The organism is Paenarthrobacter sp. TAF1, assembly GCF_052113825.1.
GTDB lineage: Bacteria > Actinomycetota > Actinomycetes > Actinomycetales > Micrococcaceae > Arthrobacter > Arthrobacter nicotinovorans.
In genome coordinates, this window is record NZ_JBFRDO010000004.1 from 286,311 (window position 1) to 312,653 (window position 26,343).

A 26,343-nucleotide genomic window follows, 5' to 3' on the forward strand; every position below is an offset into this window, starting at 1 on the left:
GGTCCCAAACACAACCGTCAGCAACGGTCGCCTCGAAAGGCGGCCGTTGCTGCTTTAATCCTCGTCCGAGGCTGTATCGGAGTGGTCTTCGGGGCCGGCTTCTCCGGTGAGCCCCCTCGACGTCGCGAAGGCCACTCCCTCCAGGAAGGCCTTGGCCCGCTGGGTCTCGGGGTAGGCTTCAACCAACGACCAAAAGTGCGCGTTATGCCCTGCGACAAGCAAGTGCGCGAGCTCGTGCACCAGGACGTAATCAATCACCCACTGCGGCATGGGTTGGAGCTTGTTGGACAACCTGATGCTGCCATCTGCGGGCGTCGTCGAACCCCACCGCGAGTTCTGGTTACCGACCCAACGGACCGACGACGGGACAGCACGCCCGCCGAGGTAGGTACGCGAAAGATGCGCGGCGTGCTCAGCAAGTACTTCATCAGTTGCGGGGCGGCGCTTGCTCCTGCCGGACCGCTGCTCGCCTTGCTTCTTGAGTTTGGCGAGCATGCGCCGTACCCATTCACGCTCCTGGGACTTGGTGAAGCTCGCCGGGATAGCGACCACGGCGTTGCCGTCTTCCCAAAATGCTGCGACCGTTCGACGCCGCCTTGTTGACCGGCGCACGACAACCGGAGCTCCGTCGTCGGTCACCTGGGGCACGTCGCGGTCCCCTGCCCGTGCGCCTGCCATCAGAGAACAGCGCTCTCCGCCAAGACCGCCAGGACAGCTTCGCCATAGCGCTCCAGCTTGGACGGTCCGATGCCGGCCAGGCCCGCCAGCTCTTCCAGGGAGGTCGGTTTGGCCTCGGCGATTGCCGTCAAGGTGGCGTCGGTGAAAACGACGTAGGCAGGGACATCGGCGGATTTTGCCTCGTCTTTGCGCCATTGCCGCAGGGCGTCGAACGTTTGTTCCTCGTAAGAGGGCGGGCATTGGTTGCAGCGTCCCACCTTCCGTTCAGCGCCGGTGGCGAGCATGCTTCCGCACACCCTGCACGACGCCGGTGCGGCAGCTTTCCTGCGCACCGGGCCTGTCTTGCTACGGGCGTTTGCGGACGCCACGGAGTCGGGGCGAAGGCCGTCCAGGAACCTCGATGGTTTACGGTTGGCCCTCCCGCCGGGTGTGCGGGCCGTTGACCATGACAGGTTCAGGTGTTCACGTGCGCGGGTGATGCCCACGTAGAGCAACCGCCGTTCCTCGTCCACGTCTTCGGGCGTATCGGCGAAGGAGATCGGCATCAGGCCTTCGCTGAGGCCCACCAGGAACACTGCGTCCCATTCGAGGCCCTTGGCAGAGTGGAGCGAAGCAAGCGTGACACCCTGGACCGTCGGGGCATGTTGGGCCACGGAACGTTCCTGGAGCTCGTTGACGAACTCAGCCAACGTGAATGACTCACCGCGGCTCACAGCCAACTCGTCAGCCAGGGCGACCAGCGCGGCCAAAGATTCCCAGCGCTCACGGAGGGCTCCCCCGTTATGCGGCGCAGCTTCGGTGTATCCCAGGGACGCTACGATGTCCCGAACGATCTGGCCCAGGGGCTCCTGGGGGCCCTCCGCAACGGCCCGGGTGGCAGCCCGGAGTTGCAGGATGGCATCACGGACTTCCTTTCGGGCGAAGAACCGTTCACCACCCCGAAGCTGGTAACCGATGCCCGCAGATGCCAACGCCTGTTCGTAAGCCTCGGATTGACCATTGGTACGGAAAAGGATGGCTATCTCGCTGGCTTGGACCCCGGCATCGAGCAGCTCCTGGATCCTGCCTGCGACGACAGCTGCCTCGGCCTCGTCGTCCGGGCACTCCATGAACTTCGGTTCCGGACCGGACGGTCGTTGGGCCACGAGCTTGAGGGGCGGCGCCCATGCGGCATCGGCGACGGGTCCCCCGCTCCGCCGGGATCCGAGAAGATCGTTGGCCAGCTTCACGACCTGGGGTGTGGACCGGTAGTCACGGATGAGCTTGACCACGCTTGCACCAGGGAATTGCGTTTTGAATCCCAACAGGTGCTTGGGAGAGGCTCCTGTGAAGGAATAGATGGTCTGACTGGCGTCTCCGACCACGCACAACTCATCGCGACCACCAAGCCATAAATCCAGGAGCCGCTGCTGGAGCGGGGAAACATCCTGGTACTCATCCACCACAAAATGCCGGTACTGCTCGCGAACGGTCGCAGCCACCTTGGGATCCTCCTGGAGAATTCCCACTGTAATGAGCAGGACATCTTCGAAATCGATGACGTTACGGTCAGTCTTGATGTCCTCGTATGCTTGGAAAACCCGCGAAACTGCCGTCAGGTCGAACCCGCCCGGTGTCCCACGGCCCTGGGCGTTCTCCAGGTAATTGGCGGGCGTCAGCATGGATACCTTTGCCCATTCGATCTCCGCCGCCAGGTCCCTGATGGAAGCGCGGTCCGTACTGAGGCGCAAGCGGCGGGAGGCCTCCGCGATCATGTTGGCCTTATGGTCCAAGAGATTCGGCAAGGTGCCGCCAATGGCTTGCGGCCAGAAAAACTGCAACTGCCTCAAAGCTGCGGCGTGGAAGGTGCGGGCCTGCACATTGGCCACGCCAAGATCGCGAAGCCTGCTGCGCATTTCGGCAGCGGCCCGCGCGGTGAATGTCACGGCCAGCAGCCGCTGAGGGCTGTAGACCCCTGAGTGGACACCGTAAGCGATGCGGTGGGTGATGGCACGGGTCTTTCCGGTACCAGCTCCGGCCAGCACGCACATGGGACCTGTCAGGGTACTTGCCACTTCACGTTGCTCGTCGTCCAAGCCGCCGAGGATGCGCTCCTCAAGTGAGCCGCCGGCGTCGAAAAACACCTCTGTCACGGCTGGAGATCTTCGATGACGCCGCCGTACCAGTGCTCGATCAGGGAACGGGCAATCGAAAGCCGCGTGGAAATCGTGATCTCGCCGCTGAGCACAGCTTCCTGCAGCTCATCCCTGCTGAACCACCGCGCCCGTGTTACCTCCACGCCGTCCGGCCTGGCAACGGCGTCGTCAGTGGTGGCCGTGAACCCCAGCATGAGGGACGCGGGGAAAGGCCAGGACTGCGAGCCAAGGTATTGGCAGGCCGTCACGCGGACACCCACCTCTTCTCCGATTTCCCGCACCACAGCTTGTTCCAGGGATTCGCCCGGCTCCACGAATCCAGCCAGAGTTGAGTAGTTTTTGGCGTCCACGGGTCCGCCGCCACCCAGCAGGAGGCGACCATCTGGTCCCACCACGGTGACAATGATGGCAGGATCGGTTCGCGGGTAATGTTCCGAGTTGTCCTTGGGACAGCGCCGGACCCAGCCGCCCGCTTCAACCTCCGTGGGGCTGCCGCACTGCGGGCAGTGCGTGTGGGTGGCATGCCAGTTGGAAATCGCACTGGCTTCGATGAACAGTGCAGTGTCCATGGCATCCAAGGTGGCAGCCACATCCCGGAACCCGGCCCACTCGACGTCCGAGGGGATCGTGGCCGTTCCTTCAACCGGGGGCTCGGTGGTTGTGAACAGGAGGACCGGGGTTCCTTCCGGCAACGAGGACGACATCAAAGTGGTACCCAAATAGATGGCGGCGGCACCGGCGTCGGACTCTTTCAGTGCCGTCCACAGGGCGGTGGCGTCGCCGAACCAGAGCCCCTCCGCAGTCACCAGCGCTTTGCGCTGCGAGATGACCATGGCCTTGGCAGTGCCTGAAGCGATGACGTCTTCAACCATGCCGGGTTTCATACGGACGCCCGAACCGCGATCCACCATGGCAGGGCGGACGGGAAGAACAGTGTCCATCAGGTGGTTGGCAAGCGCCGGCGACTCCGTATGACTCATGTATCTACCGTACTGACTCGTACCGACAAAAAACATTTGAAAGGCCCGCCGCTTGTGGAGAGCGGGTGCCGGCACGCAGCCAGGTCGGTCTTTTGGGCCGATCCGCTGTCGATTTGCCGCGGATCTGAAGACTCGCCGCGCTGCATCATGGCCATCGGCCGCACTCAATCTACCGTGGAGAGGTGAGAAGAACACCGCTCGAACTGGCCGCTATAGCAACCGCGGCGGTGCCTGGTTTGGCGCCGACGGCTACAGCCTATTCCCCCGACGACAACGCAGACTTCGACTCCGCGTCGTTGTTGGACGCGGAAGGCAAACGCTGGCGGGTCCGTTCGCCGCGCCATCCTGAGGCGAGCACGCGCCTCGAAACCGAGTTCATGGTGCTCCGGGCCTTCGCCCCTGCCGTCCGGGCCGAACTGCCCTTCCATGTGCCCACCATTGCCGGCACCGTCCGGCAGGGCTCTCTCACTACCTTCGTTTATGCGCACCTTCAGGGATCGGTGCTGTCCATCGAAGAACTCTCGGCCAGCAGCCCGGCATTGGCCAAGGAAATCGGTGCGGCACTGGCTGCTGTCCACGATCTTCCGCTGAGCCTGGTCATCAATGCAGACCTTCCCAGCTATTCGGCCAATGAATTCAGGCAGCGCAAGCTCAACGAACTGGATCAGGCGGCAACAACGGGCAAGATTCCTGCCACGCTCTTGCGCAGGTGGGAGCATGCCCTGGAGGATGTCGCCCTGTGGCGGTTCAACACCTCCGTAGTCCACGGCGATCTCCACGAAGACAACCTGATGGTCCAGGGCGACAACGTCACCGCAGTGACTGGGTGGACTGATCTGCGGATCGGTGACCCTGCCGACGATTTCGCGTGGCTGGTGGCCTCCAACGAAACGTCGTTTGTGGAAGCAGTGCTGGACCACTACACCCAGGCCCGCAGGGAGACCCCGGACGCCCACCTGCTACGCCGCGCTGCCTTGCTGGCAGAGTTCGCACTGGCCCAATATCTGGTCAAGGCCATGGCAGCCGGACATCAAAGCATGACAGCGGAAGCTGAGTCCATGCTGCAGTCCCTCGCCAGCGACATAGAGGACCAGGCACGCCGCGATGAAGAGGCGGAAGCCGCCGAAAGGGAAATTGCGGAGCATCAGGCCGCGATGGCCGCCGCCCACCAACCTGCGGTCAGCGTGGTGGCAATTCCCGACGCCGGTCCAACAGTTTCGGTGGCAGCAATCCCCGCTGCCGAGCCGGCTGCCGAAGGGTCGACTGACTCGCCTGATACGACAGCCTCGGCGGATTCCGCCCGGGCCGGGGGCGATGCCTCAAGCGACCATGACGATACATCCACGGCCGCCATCAGCGTGGTCACGCCACTGCACACGGCGGACCGTTCCTAGGCTTCATTTGTCCTCGCCCGGACCTCACTTGGCTTTCAAGGCCTCGGCAACGATCTGTTCAAGTTCCTCGGCGCTGCCCAGATCATGCGGGCGCACCACTGCGTCTTCGGCCACGTAGTAGAACGCTGCGCTGACTTCCTCCAGGGGCACGTCCTTGAGCCGCGCCCACGCCAGCCGGTACACGGCCAGCTGCACCGCGCGCGTTGCCAGTTGTCTTCCTGCCGGACGTCGTCCGGTTTTCCAGTCAATCAACTGCCACCGGCCATCGGCGTCACGGAACACGGCATCGATCCTGCCGCGGACAACCACGTCACCGATACGGGTTTCCACGGGCACCTCCACGAAGGCCGGAGCACGCTGCGCCCACTCGGACTGCCTGAACGCAGCCACCATGTCATCCAGCCCATAGGCCTCATCAATGTGCGAGTCCGAGCCGGGTGCCTCGTCGAGGTCCAGCATTCCTGTCGTACCGAAGTACTCCTCCACCCAGGCGTGGAACGCTGTACCCTTGCGCGCCGAGATTCCCGGTTCCCGGGGAACAGGCCTGCGGAGCTGGGACAGTACGGCCGCAGGGTTGTCGCCGAGGTCCACGAAAAGTGACGCGGAGATATGGCTGGGCAGATGGATGTCGTGGATTGCCTTCCGTCGCCTTTGCCGGTCCAGCAAGAGCTCAGCTTCCTGCGACCACTTTCCGGCCGCACCGCCCAAGGGGGGCGAGGAATGTTCAATGTCGGGATTTTCCATGTATGCCCGCACCATTGCTGCGGCCCGGTCCATGGCCTCCCGACGGCCAGGCGCCAGCCTGAGGCGGGCTCCGGTCCTCGGGTCGGACGGTCCCTCAAGAGGATCGTAGGGAAATTGGGCTATCTCCAGCGAAGTCGTCAAAGGGCTGGTGTCGGGCAAGGCTTCTTCTGACACGGAATCAGGGTGGACGTCGGCCTGCGCGGCAATGCCACAACGTCCGTCGCCTTCCTGCCCCAGCCCGGCAAGCGGCGCCAGCTCCGAAAGGAAGGCGGACATCCCGGCTATCCCCGAGCGCGAACCATTCCACGCTGCGCTGGAGGCCCATAGGACGAACTTTGCCCGCGTGTAAGCAACGTAGGCAAGGCGGCGTTCCTCAGCTTCACCATGGTGTTGGACTTCCGATTTGAAGTCCTTCTCTGCATCCAGCCAGCCCTTCTGGTCGGACTGGTCAAGGTCCCACTGAGGAAGGTCGGCGCGATCTCCGCGCAGGGGCCACGGCAATGCCGCGGCGCCGGTGCTCCACCGGGAGTCCCTGTTGCTGGGGAACGAACCTGCGTTGAGGCCGGGTACGAAGACCACGTCCCATTCCAGGCCCTTGGAGGCGTGGACGGTCAGCAACTGCACGGCTTCGCGGTTGGTCTCCGGCGGTGCGACGTCCAGGCCGCCTTCCTCGGAGGCGGCTGCCTCCAGCCAGGACAGGAAGGCCAGAAGGTCGATCCGCTGCGAGGTCTGGAGGAAGTTCGCCGCGGCGTCCTGGAAGGCATCCAGGTTTCGTCGCGCCTGATGAATGCTGACCCCCGGCTTGGCGGCAACTTCGATGTCGAGGAGCATGGCCCGCTCCACCTCGCCCAGCAGCGTGGTGAGGTCATCGCCGATGAAACTCCTCAGGGAGCGCAGTTCCGCGGCAAGGGTGTTCAGGCGATCCAAGGCCGCACCGCTCAAGCTCCTTCCATGGCCGGAAGTCCACCCCGGCTTGGGCAGGTAGTCAAGAGCCTCCACCAGGCTGGCGGCGTCGGTGATATCGCTTTCCACCACCACGGCCGATGCTTCCTCGTCGGTTTCGCTCGCTTCACCTTGTGCGTCCGGGGCGGACCGACGCCGGGCGAGGAACCTGGACCAGTCGCTGAAAGCCATCAGGTCCGCCGGACCAATCCGCCAGCGTGCCCCGGCAAGCAACCTCATCAGGGCATCAGAACGTCCTGGATCAGCCAGGACGCGCAGGGTAGCCACAACATCCACGACCTCCGGGGTGTCCAGCAGTCCGCCCAAGCCGACGATCTCGTAAGCGATTCCCTGCAGTTCGAACTCGCGGCGGAGGCACTCCATCTGGGCGCGCCGGCGGCACAAAACCGCCATGGTCGGTTTCGTCGGCGTACCGTCGGCCTCTTCTTCGAACACAGTCCGCTGGTAACGCCGGACATCGCGGACGATCGCGGCAGCCTCGTCCTCATCAGTTCCGAACCGCCCGATGACCACGCTGCCGTCAACAGCGGCAGGACTGGGTACCAGCGGCGGGACGGAGACGGTCCCGGAGTCCGTTTCCTCCCCCGCCGCTGCGCCGGCGCCCGCAGCCTTGTTCAAGGGCGCGGCGATGGTATTGGCTGCCTGCAGGATGTTCCTTCCGTTCCGCCAGGCAGTGGTCAGGTAGGACGTAGGTGCCACGGCGTACGACGTCGAATCTTCCCCGGCCGCCTTGTGAACGACCGGGAACTCCTGCACGAAATGGAAGAGCTGACCGGCCGAAGCGCCCCGGAATCCGTAGATGGACTGGTTGGGGTCACCGACAGCGGTGACGGCGTGGCCCTGGCCGAAGAGCCGCGAAAACAGAACCAACTGGGCGTGCGAGGTGTCCTGGAACTCGTCCAGGAGAACCACCTTATACCGCGCGCGTTCCGTGGCGGCTGCCAAAGGGATGTCCCGCGCAATCCGGGCAGCCAGAGCCACCAGGTCCCCGAAGTCCAGGACCCCGCGCTGGCGCTTGGCCTCCTGGTACCGGACCACCATGTCAGCCACGCTGGCCCGGGTCCGGAGCATCGCCGCCAGTTCCCCGGCGGCCTGTGTCGGGTTCTTCTTAGCTCCGGCCACGTAGGGAAGCTGTTCGAATCCCTGCACCCGTTCGAGCACCCATTCACGCACCATGGCCGGGTCCTGGAGATGCTCGGCGCATTCACCTGCCAACTGGATGACACCGTTGACCAACGTCGACTTTGCGGCTGTGAAGTGCTCATAGTCGCCGTCGTAGGCCTCGACGACTTCGCTGGCCAACTGCCAGGACTGCGCGCCACCCAGCAGGACGACATCACGCTCTATCCCCAACCGCAGGCCGTAGTCGGACACAATTCCGCTTGCGTACGAATGGTAAGTGGAAACCCTGGGCTCCAGATCATCAGCGCCGAGCAGGTCCGCCGGGAATCCGATGGTGCCATCGTCTTCGGCGGCCACCCGCTGGAGTGTGGCCAGCTTGCTCCTGATTCGACTGGCCAGTTCTCCAGCAGCCTTGCGGGTGAACGTCACGCCCAGGACCTCTTCCGGGCGGACCCAGCCGTTGGCGACAAGCCACACCACACGGTCGGCCATGGTGGCGGTCTTTCCGGAACCCGCTCCGGCAATGACCAGACGCGGCGTCAGTGCGGAAGAAATGATGTCCGACTGTTCGGACGTGGGGTGGTTCTTCTCGCCCAGGATGTCCGCCAGCTGCGACGGCGTAAAACGGGGCTCCGGGATACCCGCGCCGCCATCGAATGTGGAGGCCCCCACACCGTCCAGGAGTTCAGTGCTCATTCGGTAACCTGCTTTCCTCGCGCGCACAGTGGGCAAATGTCCGGAAGACGGCAACCATGTCCGCCATGACTGCTTTTGCCTGGATCGTGCCGTGCTTCAAACGTTGCGCCGGCCATCAACGCTGCGGCCTCATTGACCAAGGCCTCAGCCCAGTTATCACCGGACTCCAGGGGGTCCTGCTGCTGAACAGCCGGACTCTTGGTCTTGGTACCGAGTTGGGCCAGCACAGCGCCCCCGGGCATGGAAGGTTTCGTCGTTTCTGCGGGGAGCCCGGGACCAGGTTCTTCTCCGGACGGCGCGGCGTCCTGGAACGCACCCTTCAAAACTGCCGCCTGGTAAGCGCCCAACTGCGGATGGTTGGCGACTTCTGCCTTGCCCGGCTGGCGCTTTCCGGTTTTGAGGTCGACGACGACCAGCCGCCCCTCGGCATCAAGCTCCAACCGGTCCACCTGACCGCGGAGCACGGCATGACGTTGGAGGCCTTCGGGGTCCAGGTCCCCGGCGGATACCGCATCAAGCCTGACGTCAGGAAGCTGGACTTCAAAGTCGTGCTCGACCGCAAGAAGGCTCCTGCCTTCGCTTCGCATAATGAGGACATACTGGGCCAGTTTCCGGACCATGAGCTCAGCCCGCTGGAAGTCCAGCCGCCCCTCCCAGTTGTCCTTCATCCCCAACGTAGGCCAACGGCGGACGAGTTCGGCCACGTACTCTCCGCCCGAAGCCTCGGGCAGGTCCTGGGCAATGCTGTGGACAAGGGTGCCCAGGCTGCGTGCGAAATCGGTCGCCGCCTCTCCTCCGGCGGCCTGGACAAACCAGTCCAGCGGGGATTTGTGGACCGCTTCCACTTTGGACGGTGAAACGGAGACTGTGCCGCCCGGGGGTACAACCGGGTCCATGGAACTCAGGGGCGCCAGGCCCCACCAGGTGTCCGGATCCGCGCCAGGAACCGGGGGCTCCGAGCTGGCAAGCCTGGCCAGTATCCGGGCGGCCTCCTGCGCAGCCGCCGGCTCCTGGCCTGAGGACTCGTCCAGTTGGACGTGCTGCCGGAGTTCCGCCACGAGGGCCCGCAAAGTCATGGGGCGGTCCACGGGGGTGTAACTGCGTTTATATTCCCCCTGGCCCAAGGGAGCCGCATAGTCCAGGAATGCGGACGGTTGCTCATCCTCAGAGGAGACGGCCGTGCAGATCAGGACCTCACGTGCACGTGAGATGGCGGTGGAGAAGCTTCGCAGTTCGTCGTACCGGATATCCCGGAGCCGGCTGAGCGGTCCCCGGCCCAGGGCGTAATCCACCCCGTGCTCCACGGCATCGGCATACACCGTGCTGCCCAGGAGTTCGCCGCGCAAGCGGGTATTTGGCCAGACACCTTCCTGGAGGCCGGCGACAATCACCACCGGCCACTCCCGCCCGGCAGCACTGGCGGGGGTCATGATTTCCACGCAGTCTTCAAGTTGTGCGCGTGCTGCCAGCGTGTCCATTGGCAGCTCCTGGTTCAGCAAATAGTCAAGGAATTGCTCCGGCCCTGAGCCAGGAAGCTGGTCCACGAAACGTTCGGCAGTGTGGAAGAGCGCCATCATCGCGTCAAGGTCCCGATCGGCACGGGCCCCGGCGGCACCGCCTTCCAAGGCTGCTTCGGCCCACCGTGAGGACAAGCCCGTGGCTTGCCACAACGCCCAGAGAACTGATTCGGCGTTGGCTCCGGGCTCGGCGACGGCTGCAACACCGGCCGAGATTGTTCGAGCGAGTCGTCGGGCAGCACTGCCCTCGATACCCAGCGATGCCAACGCACCCGGTTCAAGCAGGGCCTCCACCAACAGCGCGTCGCTGGACCGGCCGCCACCTCCAAGAAGTTCCTCACGCCGCAGTGACTGACGGAGTCTTCGCAGTTCAATGGCCGTAGCCCCGCCGATGCGGGAGGTCAGGAGTGATACAGCGGTCTCGGGGGTCAGCTTGACCGGGTCCAACACAACGGCAAATGCTTCAAGAAGGGGACGCACTGCGACTTCGTCGCGAACAGCAGAGTCTGCCACCGGAACCCGCACCGGAATGCCTTGTCCACCCAAGTAGCGCTGCAACTGTGAGATTTGCCCGCCATTGCGGACAATCACCGCGATGTCGCTGAATTCGCGGCCATCCCGCAGCTGCGCTTCAAGAATTCTTTGGGTGACGTAACGCATCTCGTGAACGGCGGAGGGCAGCACGTGGCCTTCCACCCTGCCCTCGGGGAAAAGTGCCGTATTTTCAGCCCCGGGGTGCGGGGGCTGTTCCATCTGCCTCGCCAACTGACCGCCGGAACGCTGCGAAATACGGGCCGCTACCCTGGACCAGGCCTCAGCCACCGCAGGAGCGTGGCGGTGCGTCATGGACAGGGGCCGTTCCAGGACGGCCCGCTCCGGACCGCCCAGGAGTGCCGGCAGCTCCGCTACGAGATCCGGCCGTGCGCCACGGAAACCCTGCACCACGGTATCCGGGGAGTAGGTCACCACCGCGTCCTTGCCCTCAGCAACATCAGCCAGGAGTTCGAACACCGCGGGGTTGGATTCCTGGGCGTCGTCCACCAGGAACAACTGAAGGCGCCGCCGCTCTTCAGCCAGGAAGTCCGGGGAGTCCTGGAATATCTGCCGGGCAGTGGTAATGATCCCGGCGGGGTCGAAGGCCTCCGGCATACGGAGATCGAGGATGTCCCTGTATTCGCTGTAGAGTTCTGCGGCGGCCATCCAGTCGGGTCTTCCGCACTCGTAGGCCAGGCCAACCAGATCGTCAGCTGTACGTCCGGACTCGATGATCCGATCGAACAACTGGCGGATTTCATGGCGGAAGCCCCGGGTGGGCAGCGCCGCGGCCAGGTCATCCGGCCAGGGCAACTGGAAGCCCGGACGCGAGTGGCCCTCCAGAAGCTCCTTGATGATGAGATCCTGCTCAGGACCGGAGAGGAGCTTGGGGGGCCGCGCCAGCGGCAGGACACCTTCAGCTTTGGCGCGCCGGATGATATCGAAAGCATAGGACGCCCAGGTGCGGGCCGGCGTCGTACTGAGGCTGCGGTCCAGCCGACCCGTAAAGGTGTCGCGCAGGGCAGCGGCCGCATGGCGGCCCGGGGCAAGGATGAGGATCTCTTCGGGGTCCAGCCCGTCCTCGCGGACACGGCGGACAGCTGACTCCACGAGTACGGTGGATTTGCCGGTTCCAGGACCGCCGGGCACGAGGATCGGCCCGCTCCCCTGCGGAAGGGAGACCACAGCGAGCTGGTCGGGAGACAAGGCAGGGGCCGCGTAATGGGTTTGCCGCGGCGGCAGCAGCCGGAGGGCTGCGGATGCTGGGCGGGGTTTGGCAGGAGTCGCGGTCACACAGTCATTTCATCATCGGGTACCGACAATATATGGAGTCGACGCTCCAACTGGTCGGAGATCACATCAAGTTGATCAAAATCCCCGTCCGTGGGCGCCCATCGGGCCGCCGCGAGATCGACGCGCCACCTGCCTTCGCCGGTCAGCAGGAACGCCCGGTACACACCGTGCAGCGGAGTGGATTCTTCCAGATAGTGCCGGAGAGCGTCGGCTTCGTGGCCGGGAGGCGCTTCTCCGCTTGCCCGCAGCACCCGCCACCAGGCCACGGCGCTGCCGTAGTGGCTCATAACAGCACCAACCTGCCGCGGCCCACCCGAACCGAGGAGCTCGGCAACGTCGCCGTAGGACACCGCCGAAGCAGGCGGAACGAGGTCCACGACGGCCAGGACCGCCGTTACGTACTCCATCCGCATGTGTTCAGCCTAACGGCAGGAGTGTCCTACCCAGTAGTGTCGGTGCCAGCCGGTACCGTGAAAACCATGAGCTCCTGGAACACCCTCTCCCGCGCCGCATTCGACCTCGAGACCACTGGGAAGAACTCCCGTTCCGCACGGATCGTCACCGCTTCCATTACCGTGGTGGACGACCACGGGGAACTCATCGCGGAACACGAATGGCTGGCGGATCCGGGCGTAGAGATCCCCGCTGAAGCCAGCGAAGTGCACGGCATCACCACGGAGAAGGCAAGGGCGGAAGGGCGGCCGGCGGCGGAGGTTACGCGCGAGGTCGCCGGGGTACTCCAGGAACTGTTCGACGTCGGAACTCCGGTTATCGCTTTCAACGCCAGTTACGACTTCACCGTTTTGGCGGCCGAATCCGCCCGCTACGGCGTTCCCCAGCTGAGCCGCTTCCCTGTGCTCGATCCCTATGTGATGAACAAGCAGGTTGACCGGTACCGCAAGGGCAAGCGCACACTGACCGCCCTGTGCGAGGAGTACGGGGTTGATCTGACCAACGCGCATACTTCTGCCGCCGACGCCCTCGCCACGCTCCGGGTGCTGGATGCCATGGCCGGCAAGTTTCCCAAACTCCAGATGCCGGCCTCCAAGCTGCACCAGCTGCAAGTAGACTGGGCCGCATCCCAGGCCGCGGATTTCCAGCAGTACCTGCGCCGCAGCAAGCCCACTGCCGTCATTGAGGGTGAGTGGCCGGTGCTTCCTCCGGTGGACGCCAGCCGCGGCGGTTTCTAGCCCCCGGCCCCGGTAAAGGCTTTCTGCGACGCATGTCACACGTTTTTCGGGAACCCCCGGGTGCCCCGTAGTTCAGGCGTGAATTCCACCCGCGGAGCCATAACCGGAACAGTCAGCTTGCTATTCAGCTCCAACGGGAACGATCTTCGGGAAAATCGAGGGTGAGCAACCATTTCTTCGATTCACGGCGCCCTTGTGGGCTGGTGACATAATTAAGTTTGGCGGGTTGAAGTCTGCTAGGACAGCCAACCTTTGTATTGCTGCCGTTTCCCCGCCCACCGCGAAACGTCTCCGTGACCCGATGAAAGTGATTTTCTTCATGAAATTCAAAGCCCCTAAGTGGCTGTCTGTTGCCCCCGTGGCCGCAGCCCTGGTGATTTCCCTGGCAGCATGCGGCGGAGGAAGCTCCGAGCCCAGCGGAACTGCCACTGACGCCCTCGCCGGCAGCGACCAGAAGTCGCTGGACAGCTTCACTACCGCCGACGTTACTCCCCTGGACAAGCTCGACAAGTCCAAGCTCGGCCTCATCACCGACGGCACCATCCGCGTAGGCACCCTGTCCGACGCCCCGCCGAACATCTTCATCGATCCTTCCGGCAAGTTCACCGGTTACGACAACGAGCTCCTGCGCGCCATCGGCGACAAGCTGGGACTCAAGGTCGAGTTCGCTTCCACCGATTTCTCCGCTTTGCTGTCCCAGGTGGGCAACAAGCAGTTCGACGTCGGATCCTCCTCGATCTCGACCACTGACGCCCGCCGCAAGACTGTTGGCTTCACCAACGGTTACGACTTCGGCTACATGGCCGTCGTGACCAAGAGCGACTCCAAGATCACCGGCTTCGGCGACATCAAGGAAGGCCTCCGCATCGGCGTTGTCCAGGGCACGGTCCAGGACGACTACATGACGAACACCCTCAAGATCGAGCCGGTACGTTTCCCTGACTACAACACCGTCTACGGCAACGTGAAGAACGGCCAGATCGACGCATGGGTTGCCCCGTCGCAGCAGGCCGAAGGCCAAGTCAAGGAAGGCGACAACACCAAGATCGCCGAGAAGGTTGTCAACACCCAGAACTTCACTGCCTACGCCGTGAACAAGGACAACAAGCCGCTCATCGACGCCTTGAACTCCGGCCTGGATGCTGTCATTGCTGACGGCACCTGGGCAAAGCTCACGGCCGAGTGGTACAAGGACCGTCCGACTGCCGCAGAGCAGACCCCCCAGGGCTGGAAGCCGGGCAGCAAGGCCGTCCAGCTCCCGGCCAAGTAACCAAGGCGTTCCATGGATATCCTCAATCAATTAGCCGATACCTTCTTTGACTGGGAGGCGATGGGCCAAGTCATTCCCAAGATGTTCGCCGTTGGCCTGCCCAACACGATCGTCCTGGCTGTCGTCTCGGGCATCATTGGCACCGCCCTCGGGATGCTGCTTGCCCTGATGGGGATTTCCCGGAACGCGGCAGCACGGTGGGTAGCCCGCATTTACACGGACATTCTCCGCGGGCTCCCGCCAGTGCTGACCATCCTGGTGATTGGCTTCGGTTTCGGTCCGATCATTCGCGAACTCACCGGATCCACCAGCCCGTACCCCATGGCCATCGCGGCGTTGTCGCTGATGTCCGGCGCGTACATCGGCGAGATCTTCCGTTCCGGTATCCAGAGCGTTGACAAGGGCCAGCTCGAGGCCACGCGGGCGCTCGGCTTCAGCTACAGCTCGTCCATGCGCCTGGTGGTGGTGCCGCAAGGTATCCGCCGCGTCCTTCCGGCCTTGGTCAACCAGTTCATTGCGTTGATCAAGGAATCGTCCTTGGTCTTCATGCTTGGCCTGCTGGCGACCGAGCGGGAAATCTTCCAGATCGGCAAGGATGCCGCAGCCAACAGCGGCAACCTGTCACCGTACGTTGCAGCAGCGATTTTCTATCTGGCACTAACGATCCCGCTCACGCACTTCGTGAACTGGATCGATGCCCGCATGCGCGCCGGCCGCCCGGAGAAGAAGGAACCGGATGAGGCAGCCGCAGTGGTTGGAAAAGGAGCACAGGCATGAGTGAATTCGCTTCAGGGACGCTGACCGCGAAGAACATCCATTTGTCGTTCGGCAGCAACCATGTGCTGCGCGGTATCGACCTCCATGTTGAGAAGGGCACCACGGCCTCGGTCATCGGACCTTCCGGCTCGGGTAAGTCGACACTGCTGCGTGTCATGAACCGGCTGATCGAGCCGGACCAAGGCGACATCCTTCTGGATGGCCGTTCGGTGCTGAAGGACAACCCCGACGAGCTTCGCCGCCGCATCGGCATGGTCTTCCAGCAGTTCAACCTGTTCCCGCACAAAACAGTGGCCGAGAACATTTCCCTGGCCCTGCGGAAACTCCGCGGCATGTCCAAGGAGCAGGCCCGCGATGAAGCCCTGGCCCAGCTCGACCTTGTGGGTTTGAAGCACAAGGCCGATTCACGTCCTGCCAACCTCTCCGGAGGTCAGCAGCAACGTGTTGCCATTGCCCGTGCACTGGCCATGAAGCCAGAGGTCATGTTCTTTGATGAGGCCACGTCCGCTCTTGACCCGGAACTGGTGAAGGGCGTCCTCGCCCTCATGACCGACCTGGCCAAGGGAGGCATGACCATGGTGGTGGTAACCCACGAAATGGGCTTCTCCCGCAACGTCTCCGACATCGTGACCTTCATGGACGCCGGCGTGGTGGTGGAGTCCGGTCCCCCGGAGCAACTGTTCACCAACCCGCAGACGGAACGCCTCCAAGGCTTCCTTTCGGACGTTCTCTGACCCCGGAAGTCCTCAAGCCGAACTGCAGAGAAGCCCTGCCCTTCCCGACGATCATGCCAATGCCCGTCGCTGGAAGGGCGGGGCTTTTTTACTGCTCGTGCGCCGGTCCTACTGGCCGTTCTTGATCCGCAGCACCGTCAGGGCGGCAGCGTCCACCTTGGCGCGGAAGGCGGGGTCCGCCTGGGCCTTCTTCACTACAGCCTGGTGCATCGCCGGAATGCTGGCGGGATCAGCACAGACCAGCATGGTTCCTCCGGCACCAAAGAAGTTCAGCGCGCGGTCGGCATCTGACCAGGCCTCCAACTGCGCCGCGCTGCACAGGTCATCCGACAGGACAATGCCCTTGAATCCGATATCTCCGCGCAGCATCGTGTCCATCACCATGGGCGAAAACGGTGCGATATTGGCGGGATCGATTTTGTCGTAATAGGCATTGGAGATCATGACCCATTTGGTGCCCGACGCGACCGCTGCCTTGAAAGGCCCCAAGGCAGGATCTGTGCGGGTTGTAGCGCTGTCCCGCACATGGCTGGTGACATCGGTATTTGGCACAACACGTCCCAGACCCGGAAAGTGCTTCACCACCGGCGCTACCCCTGCGTCCTTCATGCCATCGGCGAAGGCGTTTCCCAGCTCCGAGACAGTCTCCGGCGCAAAGCCGTACTCACGTTGGAAATGGCCAATGGGACCGTTGGAGGGTGCAAACTGAGCACTGGTCACGGTGTCCAGAACAGGAGCAAGGTTGACGTTGACACCCACGCCGAGAAGCTCCCTCCCCCACACCGCGGCATCGGCCCGAATCTTCGCCGGACCCGATGATGCCTGCACCAAGGCTGTGGGAATGGTGGAGAACCCTGGCCCGGAGAGAACCTGGACAAATCCGCCCTCTTGGTCAGTTGCGACAAACAGGGGAACACCGCCGGTGGTCGCCGGCGAAACGGTCCCGGTCAGCGAGGAAACGACGGCAGCCGTGGCGGAAGTGCCGGCTTTGCTTCGCCCACTGAGGTACACGTTCCCTGCATGGTATTTTTTCAGCGCTTCCATGGTGCCCGGCTCGGCGCCCGTAGCCTTGGCCGCCACCATGAACAGCTGCCCGACACGCTGCTCAAGGCTTAACGCCGCAAGTTGTTGCTCGGCCGGTGACGGCGTCCCGGCCGTGGGTGCCGGTGCAGCGGAAGTCGTCGGGGAAGGTGTGGCCGTCGCCGGGCTTGGCTGCGATGAGGCGGGCACCTGCGACGTTCCGGCTGCGGACGATGCCCCGCCCGATCCTGTCCCGGTTGAACAGCCTGACGCGATGGCGACGAAGGCTCCAGCGGCGACGATGCTCATACTGAGGGATGCAATTGTGTGGGACTTGCGCATGGTAAACCGTAATTCGTTGGGGTTGGGTTTCCACTTACGAGCCTACCCTGAGCGGGCACGGCAATGCCCCGGGCAATTGCAGACCGTAAATGCCGGTCGCAACTGCCCGGGGCATGGGACGGACTAGGCCGAGGCAGCCGCCTTCGCAGCGGCAGGGAGGGCTTCGATGATGCGGTTCATCGCGGCATCGTCATGGGCCGCGGACAGGAACCAGGCCTCAAAAACCGACGGCGGCAGGTACACGCCCGAGTCCAGCATGGAGTGGAAGAACGGCGCGTAGCGGAAGCTCTCCTGTCCCTGGGCGTCGTCGTAGTTGTGCACACCGTGGGCCGAGGTACCGAAAGCAACGGAGAACAGGTTGCCTGCCCTTTGAATGGAGTGGTCCACCCCTTCAGCGTCCAGCGCGGAGGACAGTGCGGCTGAGAGTTCCAGTGATCGGGCATCCACGTAGGCGTAGACCTCGGGAGTTGCATGGCTCAGGGTCGCGACGCCCGCTGCCATGGCCACAGGGTTTCCGGACAAGGTGCCGGCCTGGTACACCGGGCCCACGGGAGCGAGGTAGTCCATGACGTCGGCACGGCCGCCGAGTGCCGCCGTCGGCATTCCACCGCCGATGACCTTGCCGAAGGTGAGCAGGTCCGGGGCCCAACCTTCCTGGCGGCCTGTCAGTCCCCAGTAGCCGGCGTAGCCGGTGCGGAATCCCGTGAGGACCTCGTCGAGGATGAGCAGGGCACCGTGTTCCTTGGTGATGCGGGACAGCCCGGCGTTGAAGCCCTCACCGGGGGTGACAACACCCATATTGGCGGGCGCCGCTTCGGTGATGACGGCAGCGATGTTCCTGCCGTGCGCAGCGAACGCGGCCTCGACGGCGTCGAGGTCGTTGTACGGCAGCACCAAAGTCTCCGCCGCGGTAGCCTCGGTGACCCCGGCGGACCCCGGCAAAGCCAAAGTTGCGACGCCGGAGCCTGCCGCTGCCAGCAGACCGTCCAGGTGGCCGTGGTAGCAACCGGCAAACTTGATGATCAGGTTGCGGCCGGTAAAGCCGCGGGCAAGGCGCACTGCGGTCATGGTCGCCTCGGTGCCCGTGGACACCATGCGCAGGCGCTCGACGGCGGAGACGCGCTCCTTGACGATTTCGGCCAGATTGGCTTCGTCCGGGGTGGACGCACCGAAGGACAGTCCCCTATCCACGGCGGCGTGGACGGCGTCGAGCACGGCCGGGTGCGCGTGGCCCAGCAATGCAGGGCCCCACGAACATACCAGGTCAACGTACTCCTGCCCGTCGGCATCGGTCAGGTAGGCACCCTTGGCGGACACCATGAACTTCGGGTTTCCCCCCACGGAGCCGAAGGCGCGCACCGGCGAGTTCACGCCGCCGGGCATCAGGGACCGTGCGCGGTCGAAGAGCTGATCGGACACAGGGGTGTTTGACGTCATGGTTCCTATTCTTTCAGTGATTCCAGGCGGGTCGTGCCGCCCGGGGGTGGAGATGGCTCAGGCCGAAGCCAGCAGCTCGGCAACCCGCGGAGCCACCTCGGTGCCGTAGAGCTCGATGCAGCGCATCATGGATTGGTGGGGCAACGTCCCGTTGCTGTACTTCAGGTCAAAGCGATCCACGCCCAGGTTCCGCTTGAGCAGGGCGATTTTCTGCGCCACGGTCTCCGGCGAGCCAACGTAGAGCGCACCTTCAGGGCCGCACATGGCATCAAATTCGCCACGGTTTCCCGGACCCCAACCACGCTCGGCTCCGATCCGGTTGCGCTGTTCGAGCCAGTGCGGAAAGAGCTCCTCGCGGGCGGCCTCGTCGGTATCGGCGATGAATCCCGGTGAGTGCGTCGCGATCTGGCGCATGGGGTGCCCGTACTTGGCCATGGCTTCGCGGTAGAGGTTGACCAAGGGCGCAAAGCGGCGCGGTTCTCCCCCGATGATCGCGAAGATGATGGGGTAACCGTATTCGGCGCAGCGCAACACTGATTCGGGGGTTCCACCTACGCCGATCCAGGCAGGCAGCAGGTGGTGCTGCAGCTTCGGGTACACCTGCAGCCCGTTGACGTTCGGCCTGGTGCGCCCTTCCCAGTGCACGGGCTTCTGCGCACGCACTTTGTCGAAGAGTTCCAGTTTCTCTTCGAAAAGGACCTCGTAGTCAGCCAGGTCCAGTCCGAACAACGGGAAGGACTCTATGAACGAGCCCCGCCCCAGCATCACTTCGGCCCGTCCGTTGGACAGCGCGTCAACAGTGGCGAATCGTTGGAACACGCGGATGGGGTCATCCGAACTGAGCACGGTCACGGCGGAGCCCAGCCGGATGCGTGAGGTCACCGCCGCTGCCGCGGCCAGGAAGACCTCGGGCGCGGACACCGCGAAATCGCGGCGGTGGTGTTCTCCCACGCCAAAGGCATGGATTCCGACGGCGTCAGCCAGCTTTGCTTCCTCCAGCAGTTCGCGCAGGACTTGGGCGTGCTCCTTGGGGTTCCCCTCGGCGTCGAGCCCCGCATCGCCGAAGGTGTTGACGCCGAGCAGTATCTGGTCCGCCGCAACCGGGGCCGTGGGATCGGAGGAAACGGATGTCATCAGGACTCCTTCAGCCAGCCTGCCAGTTCGGAGGCCCAATAAGTAAGGACGGTATCGGCTCCGGCACGCTTGATCCCGAGCACGGATTCGGTAATGGCGCCGCGCCTGTCGATCCAGCCGTTGGCCGCAGCCGCTTCGATCATGGCGTACTCGCCCGAGATTTGGTAGGCCGAGACCGGCACGGGGCTCATGGCAGCCACGTCAGCCAGGATGTCCAGGTAGCTCATGGCCGGCTTGACCATGACCATGTCCGCGCCTTCTTCGAGGTCCAGCTCCACTTCCAGGATGGCCTCCCGGCGGTTGGCGGCATCCATCTGGTAGGTCCGGCGGTCGCCCTTGAGCTGGGAATCGACAGCCTCACGGAACGGGCCGTAGAACGCGGATGCGTATTTGGCGGCGTAAGCCAGCACCGCCGTGTTCTTGTTGCCTGATTCCTCCAGAGCCTGGCGGATGACGGCGATTTGGCCGTCCATCATGCCCGACGGGCCCAGCACGTGCGCACCTGCTTCTGCCTGGGCTACGGCCATCCGGCCGTAGATCTCCAAGGTGGCGTCGTTGTCCACGTAGCCTTCGGCATCCAGCACGCCGCAGTGGCCGTGATCGGTGAATTCGTCCAGGCAGACATCGCCCATGATCACCAGGTCATCGCCGACTTCGGCTTTGACGTCGCGGATGGCTTTGTTCAGGACGCCGTCGGGATCGAGGGAGGCTGTGCCCCGGGCATCGCGGACCGCAGGTACGCCGAACAGCATGATGCCGCCCACGCCCAGTTCCACAGCTTCGGCAGCTGCGCGCTTCAACGAATCGGTGGTGTGCTGGACGACGCCGGGCATGGAGCTGATGGGGCTCGGTTCCGTGAGGCCTTCACGAATGAACGCCGGAAGGATCAGGTCGGCCGGAGCCAACCTGTTTTCTGCTGTGAGCCGGCGCATCGCGGCAGTGGTGCGCAAGCGGCGGGGACGATGGTTCGGAAAGCTCATTGCGGGTTCCCTTCGTTGGCGAAAACAGATTCGAGGGCGGCCACGATGCCGTCCGGGGTTGGTTCTTTGGCTGTAGCAGCCACGGTGAGGTGGAGCCGCGAGGCTTCTGCCGCCGTCGGGCGTCCGATCGCGATGAAACGGCACGTACCCATGGACGGAAACAAGGCGGCGATCCGCCGTGCGGCACTGGGCGAGGCAGCAACAACCGCGTCCACGGTCCCGGCGTCGATCGCCTTTCGGGCATCGGCGGGTTCCAGGACGGCCGCTATGACTCGGGTGGAGTGCACGGCGTCTGAATTCACGACGGCGGCAGGAACCTCCGCGGTCACGCGCACTTCTTCGCGGGCCGGATAGTCCACCGTGTGGTAGGCAACAACTGCGGTGACGTCCGCTCCTTTCGCGGCCAGACCCTCCCTCAGCCTTGGCGCTGCGATGTCGGCCTGTGGGAGGAAAACCCGCGACGACGCTGGTTCCCACACCTGCAACAGCCCCTCGGCGGACTGGACGTCAGTCGGCGCCAAGTCAACGACGATCCCTACGGACTCCAAAACCTGGCGGGATGAGTGGCCAATGGTGGCCACTTTGGTCCCGGCGGGCAGCAGCTCTGCGACGGCCATGCCGCGCCCGGCTGCCTTTTCCAGCAAGACCCGCACCGTGGTGATGCTGCTGATGACCAGCCAGTCGAAGCCACCGGCAGAAAGCCTGTCCAGACCGGCGTCGAGTTCGGATTGGTCACGTGCCTGTTCGAAATCGATCAACGGCAGCACCAGCGGCTCCGCGCCACGGTCGCCCAGGGCATCCGCCAGCGGCTGGGCCCGGTCCACGCTCCTGGTGATCAGGATGCGCCGACCGGCCAGCACTGTTGGTTTTCCCGGGCCTGGGTTTACCGGGTCCGGGATTTCGGGCCAGGGGTTTGCTGACTCAGGACGCTGCAAGATCCGCGATCTCCGCGGCACCCGCAGCCAGGAGAAGCTCAGCAACTTCAATGCCCAGCAACGTAGCTCCCACTTCGGTCAAGCCGTCGGTAGCCTTCTTCTCGCGGACCGTCTTGGTGCCGTCAACGGCGCATACCACGGCCTCCAGGTGCAGCATGCTGCCTTTTCGGAAGGCATAGGCGCCAACAGGAGCTGCGCAGCCGGCCTCGAGCCGGGCCAACACGGCACGTTCCGCTGTCACGGCAAGACGGGTGTCGTCGTCGTTCAGTGCTGCAAGGGCCCGTGCGAGCACGCCGTTGGAACCCTCGGTGTTGCCGGCCTGCCGGGGGGCGTCGTCCGTGCGGCATTCGATGGCCAGTGCGCCCTGTCCGGGTGCAGGCAGCATCACGTCCGTCTCGAAGAACTCGCTCACCGAGTCCAGCCGGTCGATGCGTTCCAGGCCGGCGGCCGCTAGCACGACGGCATCGAGGTCGCACGTTTTACCGGGGACAACCTCATCCGTCGGATTTCCGGGAAGCCCCGGCACGCGGCCCAGGCGGGTATCAACGTTACCGCGGATATCCAGCACCTCAATATCCGGGCGGGCGGCCCGGAGTTGCGCTGCGCGGCGGGGAGACCCGGTGCCTACTTTGGCGCCTCCAGGCAATTGAGCGAGCGTCATGCCATCGCGGGCACACAGGACATCCCGGACGTCCACGCGTTGCGGCGTGGCGGCGATGGTCAGGCCTACTGCAGCGCCAGTGGGCAGGTCCTTCAAGGAATGGACGGCAACATCGCAGCTGTCGGCCAGCAAAGCATCACGCAGCGCGGCAACAAAGACGCCGGTGCCACCCATTTGCGACAGGGACCCGGTCTTGACGTCGCCCTCGGTCCTGATGTGCACGAGCTCCACCGGGAAGCCGCCAACCGCAGCCAGTTTGTCGGCGGTTTGCTGCGTCTGCGTCAGGGCCAGCTTGCTCGCCCTGGTGCCGATGCGCACGGTCACTTGGCTGCCTCCGACGCTGGATAGGGGTCGTGGCGGGTTCCGATCGTGGTTCCGGCTTCGGAAATGACGGGCTTGGCCCCGCGGAAATTCTCGCAGCAGTTAGGCCGGCACACGTCGTACCAAGGGCCCAGGTCCGTGACATGCGGACGGTCTGCGATGTTGTTGTCCACGGTCCGTTCGCAGATGAGGTCCACGAGTCCCGAAACGAAGGCGGCGTGCGTGCCCGGTGTGGGAACACGGGTTGCCGCAATGTCCAGGTTCTTGCAGGTTTCCAGTGCTTCGGTGTCCAGGTCCCAGGCAACTTCCATGTGGTCGCTCACGAAACCGAGGGGAACAATGACTACACCGCGGACGCCCTGGGGCGCAATCTCCTCAAGGTGGTCGTTGATGTCCGGCTCCAACCACGGAATGTGCGGTGCACCGGAGCGTGACTGGTACACAAGATCCCAGGCGACGTTGGGTGCCACGACATCCATGATGGCCTTGGCGTTGGCCAGGTGCTGGGCGGCGTATGCGGAGCCCTCGGCGAATTCGCGGGGCTCGTCCTCGGAGCGGCCGGCGGCCTCAGCGTCACGCGTGGGGATGGAGTGCGTGGCGAAAAGGACGCGGATCTTCGAGTCCGGATCGGCTTCCCCGGCAGCGGCGAGCTTTCCCCGGATCTCTTCCAGGCCGGCGGCAGTCCCCTCAAGGAAGGGCTGGACCACGCCAGGGTGGTCGAAGTACTGGCGGATCTTGTCCACCTGGAGCTTGCCGTCCAAGCCTGTCTCCGTCAGCGCAATGCCGATGTCTTCACGGTACTGGCGGCAGCTGGAGTAGCAGGAGTAGATGCTGGTGGTGAGCATCAGGATACGGCGATGACCGGCGTCGTAGGCGTCCTGCAGGACCGGCGCGATGTACGGGTCCCAGTTGCGGTTCCCCCACAGGACCGGCAGTTCGATACCGCGGTTGGCCAGTTCAGCCTCGATGGCGGCTTTCAGCTCACGGTTCTGCTGGTTAATGGGGCTGATGCCACCGAAAGCGCGGTAGTGGTGGGAAACCTCTTCGAGCCGCTCGTCGGGGATTCCGCGTCCCCGGGTCACGTTGCGTAGGAAGGGAATGACATCTTCCTGGCCTTCGGGACCACCAAAGGATGCGAGCAATACGGCATCGTAGTTTCGGGGTTCCTGGCGACCACGTTCGGTCACTTCGTTCAGGTCGGTGGAGATAACGGGCGTGCTCATGCCAGGACCTCTGCAATCTCCGCTGCGGTGACGCGGCGGCCGGTGTAGAAGGGAATTTCTTCGCGGACGTGGTTGCGGGCGTCAGTTGCGCGGAGGTGGCGCATGAGGTCCACGAGGTCTACGAGTTCAGGTGCTTCGAGGCCGAGTATCCACTCCCAGTCACCCAGCGCGAAGGAGGAGACCGTGTTGGAGATGACCTGGGGGAATTCCCGGCCCAGCATGCCGTGCTCCCGCAGCATGGCGCCACGTTCCTCGGCGGGCAGGATGTACCACTCGTAGGAACGGACGAACGGGTAGACACAGAGCCAGGTGCTGGGCTCAACCCCGCGTGCGTAAGCGGGGACGTGGCTCTTGGAGAATTCGGCTTCGCGGTGCACGCCCATGGCGGACCAGACGATCTCGGTTCCGGCGAAGAGTTTGCTGCGGCGGATGGAGCGGACGGCGGCCTGCAGGTCCTCCGGCTTGGCTCCATGGAGCCACACCATGATGTCGGCGTCCGAGCGCATGGCCGAGACGTCGTAGCTGCCGCGCAGGACTACGCCGTCGGCGGCAAGCTTTTCGACCAGGGCTTCAAATTCCTGGGCAGCATCGCCGCTGCGCAGGACGTCGGCCGAGCGTTTGAATACAGTCCAGAGCGTAAAGAACTGCTCTTCGGTTTCAGCAGTTTTAGTGACAGATTCGACAGAAGTGTGGCTCATGGTTCAAGTTTGCCCCGTKCCAGCCGCTAAGTCGAAACGGATCAGTTCTACAAGCCGTAGAAGTGACGCAAATCACGGAAACGAAGGTTCTTCCGCGCTTCCTTGGGCGAGCTGGCGCCGCGTGTCCGCCACCACCGCAGCCAGGCCATTCCCGGCCAACCAACCGCCGACGACCACCAGGCCGTCGGCTGCGGCACAAGCCTCCCGGACCTGGGCTACGCGCTGTTTATGACCGACGGCGGCAAAAGACAACGCCCCAGCCCACCGCACGACATCCCAATCAACGACGTCTGCACTGGTCACCGGCACCGTCAGCAGGGCCGAGGCGTCCGCCAAGGCTGCAGCCAGGAGGGATTCGTCATCCAGAACAAGGTCCGCTCCCCCGCCGGCTTCCTCGCGCCGGCCATAGGAAAGACGCAGGACATGCGTGCCCGGCCCTGCTTCTTCGGCCAGCCAATCCCACTTTGCCGTGGCGTGGGTCAGCGCTTTGGCCTTGATCCCGGGGGTTTGCGGCGCCACGAGGATGCCGGTCCCGCGCGGACGACTATCAAGCTCAGGCAGATCCACAACCAGGGTCACCAGGCTCACCAGCGGTCCGGGAGCGGGACGCAAGGCGGCCAACTCAGGCAAGGACTTCTCCAAAAGCCCAACGGCGGCCGGACCGTCCAGCGCAACGACCAGGCGATCGGCGTCGTACGTCGAACCTCCGGCGGTGACCCGCCAGCCGGCGCGGGTTTTCATCACGTCCTCGGCGCGCTTGTCGAGCACCAGGTCCACATCCCGTTCCCGGAGGTCGGCTACCAGCGCGGTCACCAGGGTGTTCATGCCACCTATAAGGCCGGCGACGGCGGAGCCCGCCTTCGCCGGACCGCTACCGGACCGGCCGCTGCCGGTTTTCGCGATGCCGGATTTCCGCTGCGCGGCTACCGCTGCGGCAAGCGAACCGTGTTTGCGCAGGCCCGCCCGAAGTCCCGGCGCGACCATATCAACGTCCAGGAGAGCAGGATCGGCCGAATGGACACCGCCCACCACGGGCGAGACAAGCCGGTCAAGTACTTTTTTGCCCATCCGGGCGGCGACCAGCGAAGCGACGCTGGTGACCTCGGAGGATGTCCCCACCGATGCCGGCAGCCAACGGTCAAGGGAAGCTCGCACTGCTCCCACGAATCCCAGTGAACGCCGGACTTCCGGGTCCCACGGATTCGCGGGAATTCCCAGCACACCTGTTTTGGGCAGTTCCTGCGGACCGTCAGGCAGCTGTACCCAGGCCCCTCCCGGGTGGGGAGCCACGATCTGTTCCGCCAGGCCGAGTTCACGCGCGAGGTCGGCCACCGCCGGAGACCGCGTGGCGAAGGACTCCGCTCCGCTGTCCAGGTGCAGACCGGCGACTACGTGGCCCCCGACGCAGCCTCCCCACGCTCCGGTCGCTTCCAGCACGGTGACGGAAGTGCCGGCCATGGCCAGTTCCCGCGCTGCGAGGAGCCCCGAGATTCCGCCGCCCACCACCACTGCCCTGGCTTCCGGCGGGAGTTGTTTGGGCGTTGAGTGTCCGCCGCGCACGTGCC

20 protein-coding genes are annotated in these 26,343 nt (G+C 64.3%); 5 read left to right on the top strand and 15 right to left on the bottom strand.

What is annotated here, in order from left to right; genetic code table 11:
* Positions 1–54: 54 nt before the first annotated feature.
* The 3 genes from AB4Y81_RS07525 to nudC are packed head-to-tail and all read right to left on the bottom strand — an operon-like array spanning position 55 to position 3,793.
* Complete coding sequence (locus AB4Y81_RS07525) at positions 55–678, bottom strand: M48 metallopeptidase family protein (RefSeq protein WP_079580602.1); 624 nt, start codon at positions 676–678, stop codon at positions 55–57.
* Positions 678–2,810, bottom strand: a complete 2,133-nt coding sequence (locus AB4Y81_RS07530) for an ATP-dependent DNA helicase UvrD2 (RefSeq protein ID WP_055971890.1) — start codon at positions 2,808–2,810, stop codon at positions 678–680. Before AB4Y81_RS07530 ends, AB4Y81_RS07525 begins: the two co-directional genes overlap by 1 nt.
* Complete coding sequence (gene nudC / locus AB4Y81_RS07535; protein WP_441995611.1) at positions 2,807–3,793, bottom strand: NAD(+) diphosphatase; 987 nt, start codon at positions 3,791–3,793, stop codon at positions 2,807–2,809. Before nudC ends, AB4Y81_RS07530 begins: the two co-directional genes overlap by 4 nt.
* Positions 3,794–3,975: 182 nt before the next feature.
* Here nudC and AB4Y81_RS07540 point away from each other — a divergent pair, with 182 nt between their 5' ends.
* On the top strand, positions 3,976–5,187 hold the full coding sequence (locus tag AB4Y81_RS07540; protein ID WP_026266958.1) for a macrolide 2'-phosphotransferase: 1,212 nt from the start codon (positions 3,976–3,978) through the stop codon (positions 5,185–5,187).
* 24 nt (positions 5,188–5,211) lie between these two features.
* Here the strand turns inward: AB4Y81_RS07540 and AB4Y81_RS07545 are convergent, their stop codons facing one another.
* The 3 genes from AB4Y81_RS07545 to AB4Y81_RS07555 are packed head-to-tail and all read right to left on the bottom strand — an operon-like array spanning position 5,212 to position 12,469.
* Entirely contained in the window at positions 5,212–8,712 is a 3,501-nt protein-coding gene (locus AB4Y81_RS07545) for an ATP-dependent helicase (protein WP_441995612.1), read from the bottom strand.
* Positions 8,709–12,056, bottom strand: coding sequence for an ATP-dependent helicase (locus AB4Y81_RS07550; protein ID WP_441995613.1), 3,348 nt, complete (start codon positions 12,054–12,056; stop codon positions 8,709–8,711). The genes AB4Y81_RS07545 and AB4Y81_RS07550 overlap by 4 nt, the downstream gene beginning before the upstream one ends.
* Positions 12,053–12,469 (bottom strand): MGMT family protein, encoded by a 417-nt coding sequence (locus AB4Y81_RS07555; protein WP_441995614.1) that lies wholly within the window; start codon positions 12,467–12,469, stop codon positions 12,053–12,055. The genes AB4Y81_RS07550 and AB4Y81_RS07555 overlap by 4 nt, the downstream gene beginning before the upstream one ends.
* 66 nt (positions 12,470–12,535) lie before the next feature.
* Between AB4Y81_RS07555 and AB4Y81_RS07560 the strand changes: the two genes are divergently transcribed.
* From AB4Y81_RS07560 to AB4Y81_RS07575, 4 genes are all read left to right on the top strand, one after another.
* Positions 12,536–13,246 (top strand): 3'-5' exonuclease, encoded by a 711-nt coding sequence (locus AB4Y81_RS07560; protein ID WP_441995615.1) that lies wholly within the window; start codon positions 12,536–12,538, stop codon positions 13,244–13,246.
* Between the two features lie 319 nt (positions 13,247–13,565).
* Positions 13,566–14,516: a transporter substrate-binding domain-containing protein gene (locus tag AB4Y81_RS07565; RefSeq protein WP_441995616.1), complete on the top strand. Its 951-nt coding sequence runs from the start codon at positions 13,566–13,568 to the stop codon at positions 14,514–14,516.
* A gap of 12 nt (positions 14,517–14,528) precedes the next feature.
* Complete coding sequence (locus AB4Y81_RS07570; protein ID WP_441995617.1) at positions 14,529–15,293, top strand: amino acid ABC transporter permease; 765 nt, start codon at positions 14,529–14,531, stop codon at positions 15,291–15,293.
* A complete protein-coding gene (locus AB4Y81_RS07575) occupies positions 15,290–16,027 on the top strand; it encodes an amino acid ABC transporter ATP-binding protein (protein WP_018776500.1) in 738 nt (245 codons plus the stop codon). The genes AB4Y81_RS07570 and AB4Y81_RS07575 overlap by 4 nt, the downstream gene beginning before the upstream one ends.
* Positions 16,028–16,135: 108 nt before the next feature.
* On the opposite strand, the gene AB4Y81_RS07580 is transcribed toward AB4Y81_RS07575, so the two are convergent.
* The 9 genes from AB4Y81_RS07580 to hemG form a co-directional block, all read right to left on the bottom strand.
* Positions 16,136–17,356, bottom strand: a complete 1,221-nt coding sequence (locus AB4Y81_RS07580) for a glycoside hydrolase family 3 N-terminal domain-containing protein (protein ID WP_441995618.1) — start codon at positions 17,354–17,356, stop codon at positions 16,136–16,138.
* A gap of 156 nt (positions 17,357–17,512) precedes the next feature.
* The gene (gene hemL / locus AB4Y81_RS07585; RefSeq protein ID WP_018776503.1) at positions 17,513–18,826 is read right to left on the bottom strand and encodes a glutamate-1-semialdehyde 2,1-aminomutase; all 1,314 of its coding nucleotides are present in this window, start codon (positions 18,824–18,826) and stop codon (positions 17,513–17,515) included.
* A gap of 57 nt (positions 18,827–18,883) precedes the next feature.
* The gene (locus AB4Y81_RS07590) at positions 18,884–19,960 is read right to left on the bottom strand and encodes an LLM class flavin-dependent oxidoreductase (RefSeq protein WP_018776504.1); all 1,077 of its coding nucleotides are present in this window, start codon (positions 19,958–19,960) and stop codon (positions 18,884–18,886) included.
* A complete protein-coding gene (gene hemB / locus AB4Y81_RS07595; RefSeq protein WP_018776505.1) occupies positions 19,960–20,940 on the bottom strand; it encodes a porphobilinogen synthase in 981 nt (326 codons plus the stop codon). The genes AB4Y81_RS07590 and hemB overlap by 1 nt, the downstream gene beginning before the upstream one ends.
* Positions 20,937–21,800 carry a uroporphyrinogen-III synthase gene (locus AB4Y81_RS07600; RefSeq protein WP_441995654.1) on the bottom strand — a complete coding sequence of 288 codons (864 nt, stop codon included), beginning with the start codon at positions 21,798–21,800 and terminating at the stop codon, positions 20,937–20,939. The genes hemB and AB4Y81_RS07600 overlap by 4 nt, the downstream gene beginning before the upstream one ends.
* A 61-nt stretch (positions 21,801–21,861) precedes the next feature.
* The gene (hemC, locus tag AB4Y81_RS07605) at positions 21,862–22,860 is read right to left on the bottom strand and encodes a hydroxymethylbilane synthase (protein ID WP_441995619.1); all 999 of its coding nucleotides are present in this window, start codon (positions 22,858–22,860) and stop codon (positions 21,862–21,864) included.
* Positions 22,857–24,080 (bottom strand): ferrochelatase, encoded by a 1,224-nt coding sequence (locus tag AB4Y81_RS07610; protein ID WP_110503889.1) that lies wholly within the window; start codon positions 24,078–24,080, stop codon positions 22,857–22,859. The genes hemC and AB4Y81_RS07610 overlap by 4 nt, the downstream gene beginning before the upstream one ends.
* Positions 24,077–24,778 carry a hydrogen peroxide-dependent heme synthase gene (hemQ, locus tag AB4Y81_RS07615; RefSeq protein WP_018776509.1) on the bottom strand — a complete coding sequence of 234 codons (702 nt, stop codon included), beginning with the start codon at positions 24,776–24,778 and terminating at the stop codon, positions 24,077–24,079. The genes AB4Y81_RS07610 and hemQ overlap by 4 nt, the downstream gene beginning before the upstream one ends.
* A 72-nt stretch (positions 24,779–24,850) precedes the next feature.
* Complete coding sequence (gene hemG / locus AB4Y81_RS07620) at positions 24,851–26,338, bottom strand: protoporphyrinogen oxidase (RefSeq protein ID WP_441995620.1); 1,488 nt, start codon at positions 26,336–26,338, stop codon at positions 24,851–24,853.
* Between the last annotated feature and the right edge of the window lie 5 nt (positions 26,339–26,343).

Bases quoted from the DNA above. Each gene is read 5' to 3' on its own strand.
- AB4Y81_RS07525 (WP_079580602.1), bottom strand. From the start codon at position 678: ATGGCAGGCGCACGGGCAGGGGACCGCGACGTGCCCCAGGTGACCGAC.
- nudC (WP_441995611.1), bottom strand. From the start codon at position 3,793: ATGAGTCATACGGAGTCGCCGGCGCTTGCCAACCACCTGATGGACACT.
- AB4Y81_RS07545 (WP_441995612.1), bottom strand. From the start codon at position 8,712: ATGAGCACTGAACTCCTGGACGGTGTGGGGGCCTCCACATTCGATGGC.
- AB4Y81_RS07555 (WP_441995614.1), bottom strand. From the start codon at position 12,469: ATGCGGATGGAGTACGTAACGGCGGTCCTGGCCGTCGTGGACCTCGTT.
- AB4Y81_RS07560 (WP_441995615.1), top strand. From the start codon at position 12,536: ATGAGCTCCTGGAACACCCTCTCCCGCGCCGCATTCGACCTCGAGACC.
- AB4Y81_RS07565 (WP_441995616.1), top strand. From the start codon at position 13,566: ATGAAATTCAAAGCCCCTAAGTGGCTGTCTGTTGCCCCCGTGGCCGCA.
- AB4Y81_RS07570 (WP_441995617.1), top strand. From the start codon at position 14,529: ATGGATATCCTCAATCAATTAGCCGATACCTTCTTTGACTGGGAGGCG.
- AB4Y81_RS07575 (WP_018776500.1), top strand. From the start codon at position 15,290: ATGAGTGAATTCGCTTCAGGGACGCTGACCGCGAAGAACATCCATTTG.
- AB4Y81_RS07580 (WP_441995618.1), bottom strand. From the start codon at position 17,356: ATGAGCATCGTCGCCGCTGGAGCCTTCGTCGCCATCGCGTCAGGCTGT.
- hemL (WP_018776503.1), bottom strand. From the start codon at position 18,826: ATGACGTCAAACACCCCTGTGTCCGATCAGCTCTTCGACCGCGCACGG.
- AB4Y81_RS07590 (WP_018776504.1), bottom strand. From the start codon at position 19,960: ATGACATCCGTTTCCTCCGATCCCACGGCCCCGGTTGCGGCGGACCAG.
- hemB (WP_018776505.1), bottom strand. From the start codon at position 20,940: ATGAGCTTTCCGAACCATCGTCCCCGCCGCTTGCGCACCACTGCCGCG.
- AB4Y81_RS07610 (WP_110503889.1), bottom strand. From the start codon at position 24,080: ATGAGCACGCCCGTTATCTCCACCGACCTGAACGAAGTGACCGAACGT.
- hemQ (WP_018776509.1), bottom strand. From the start codon at position 24,778: ATGAGCCACACTTCTGTCGAATCTGTCACTAAAACTGCTGAAACCGAA.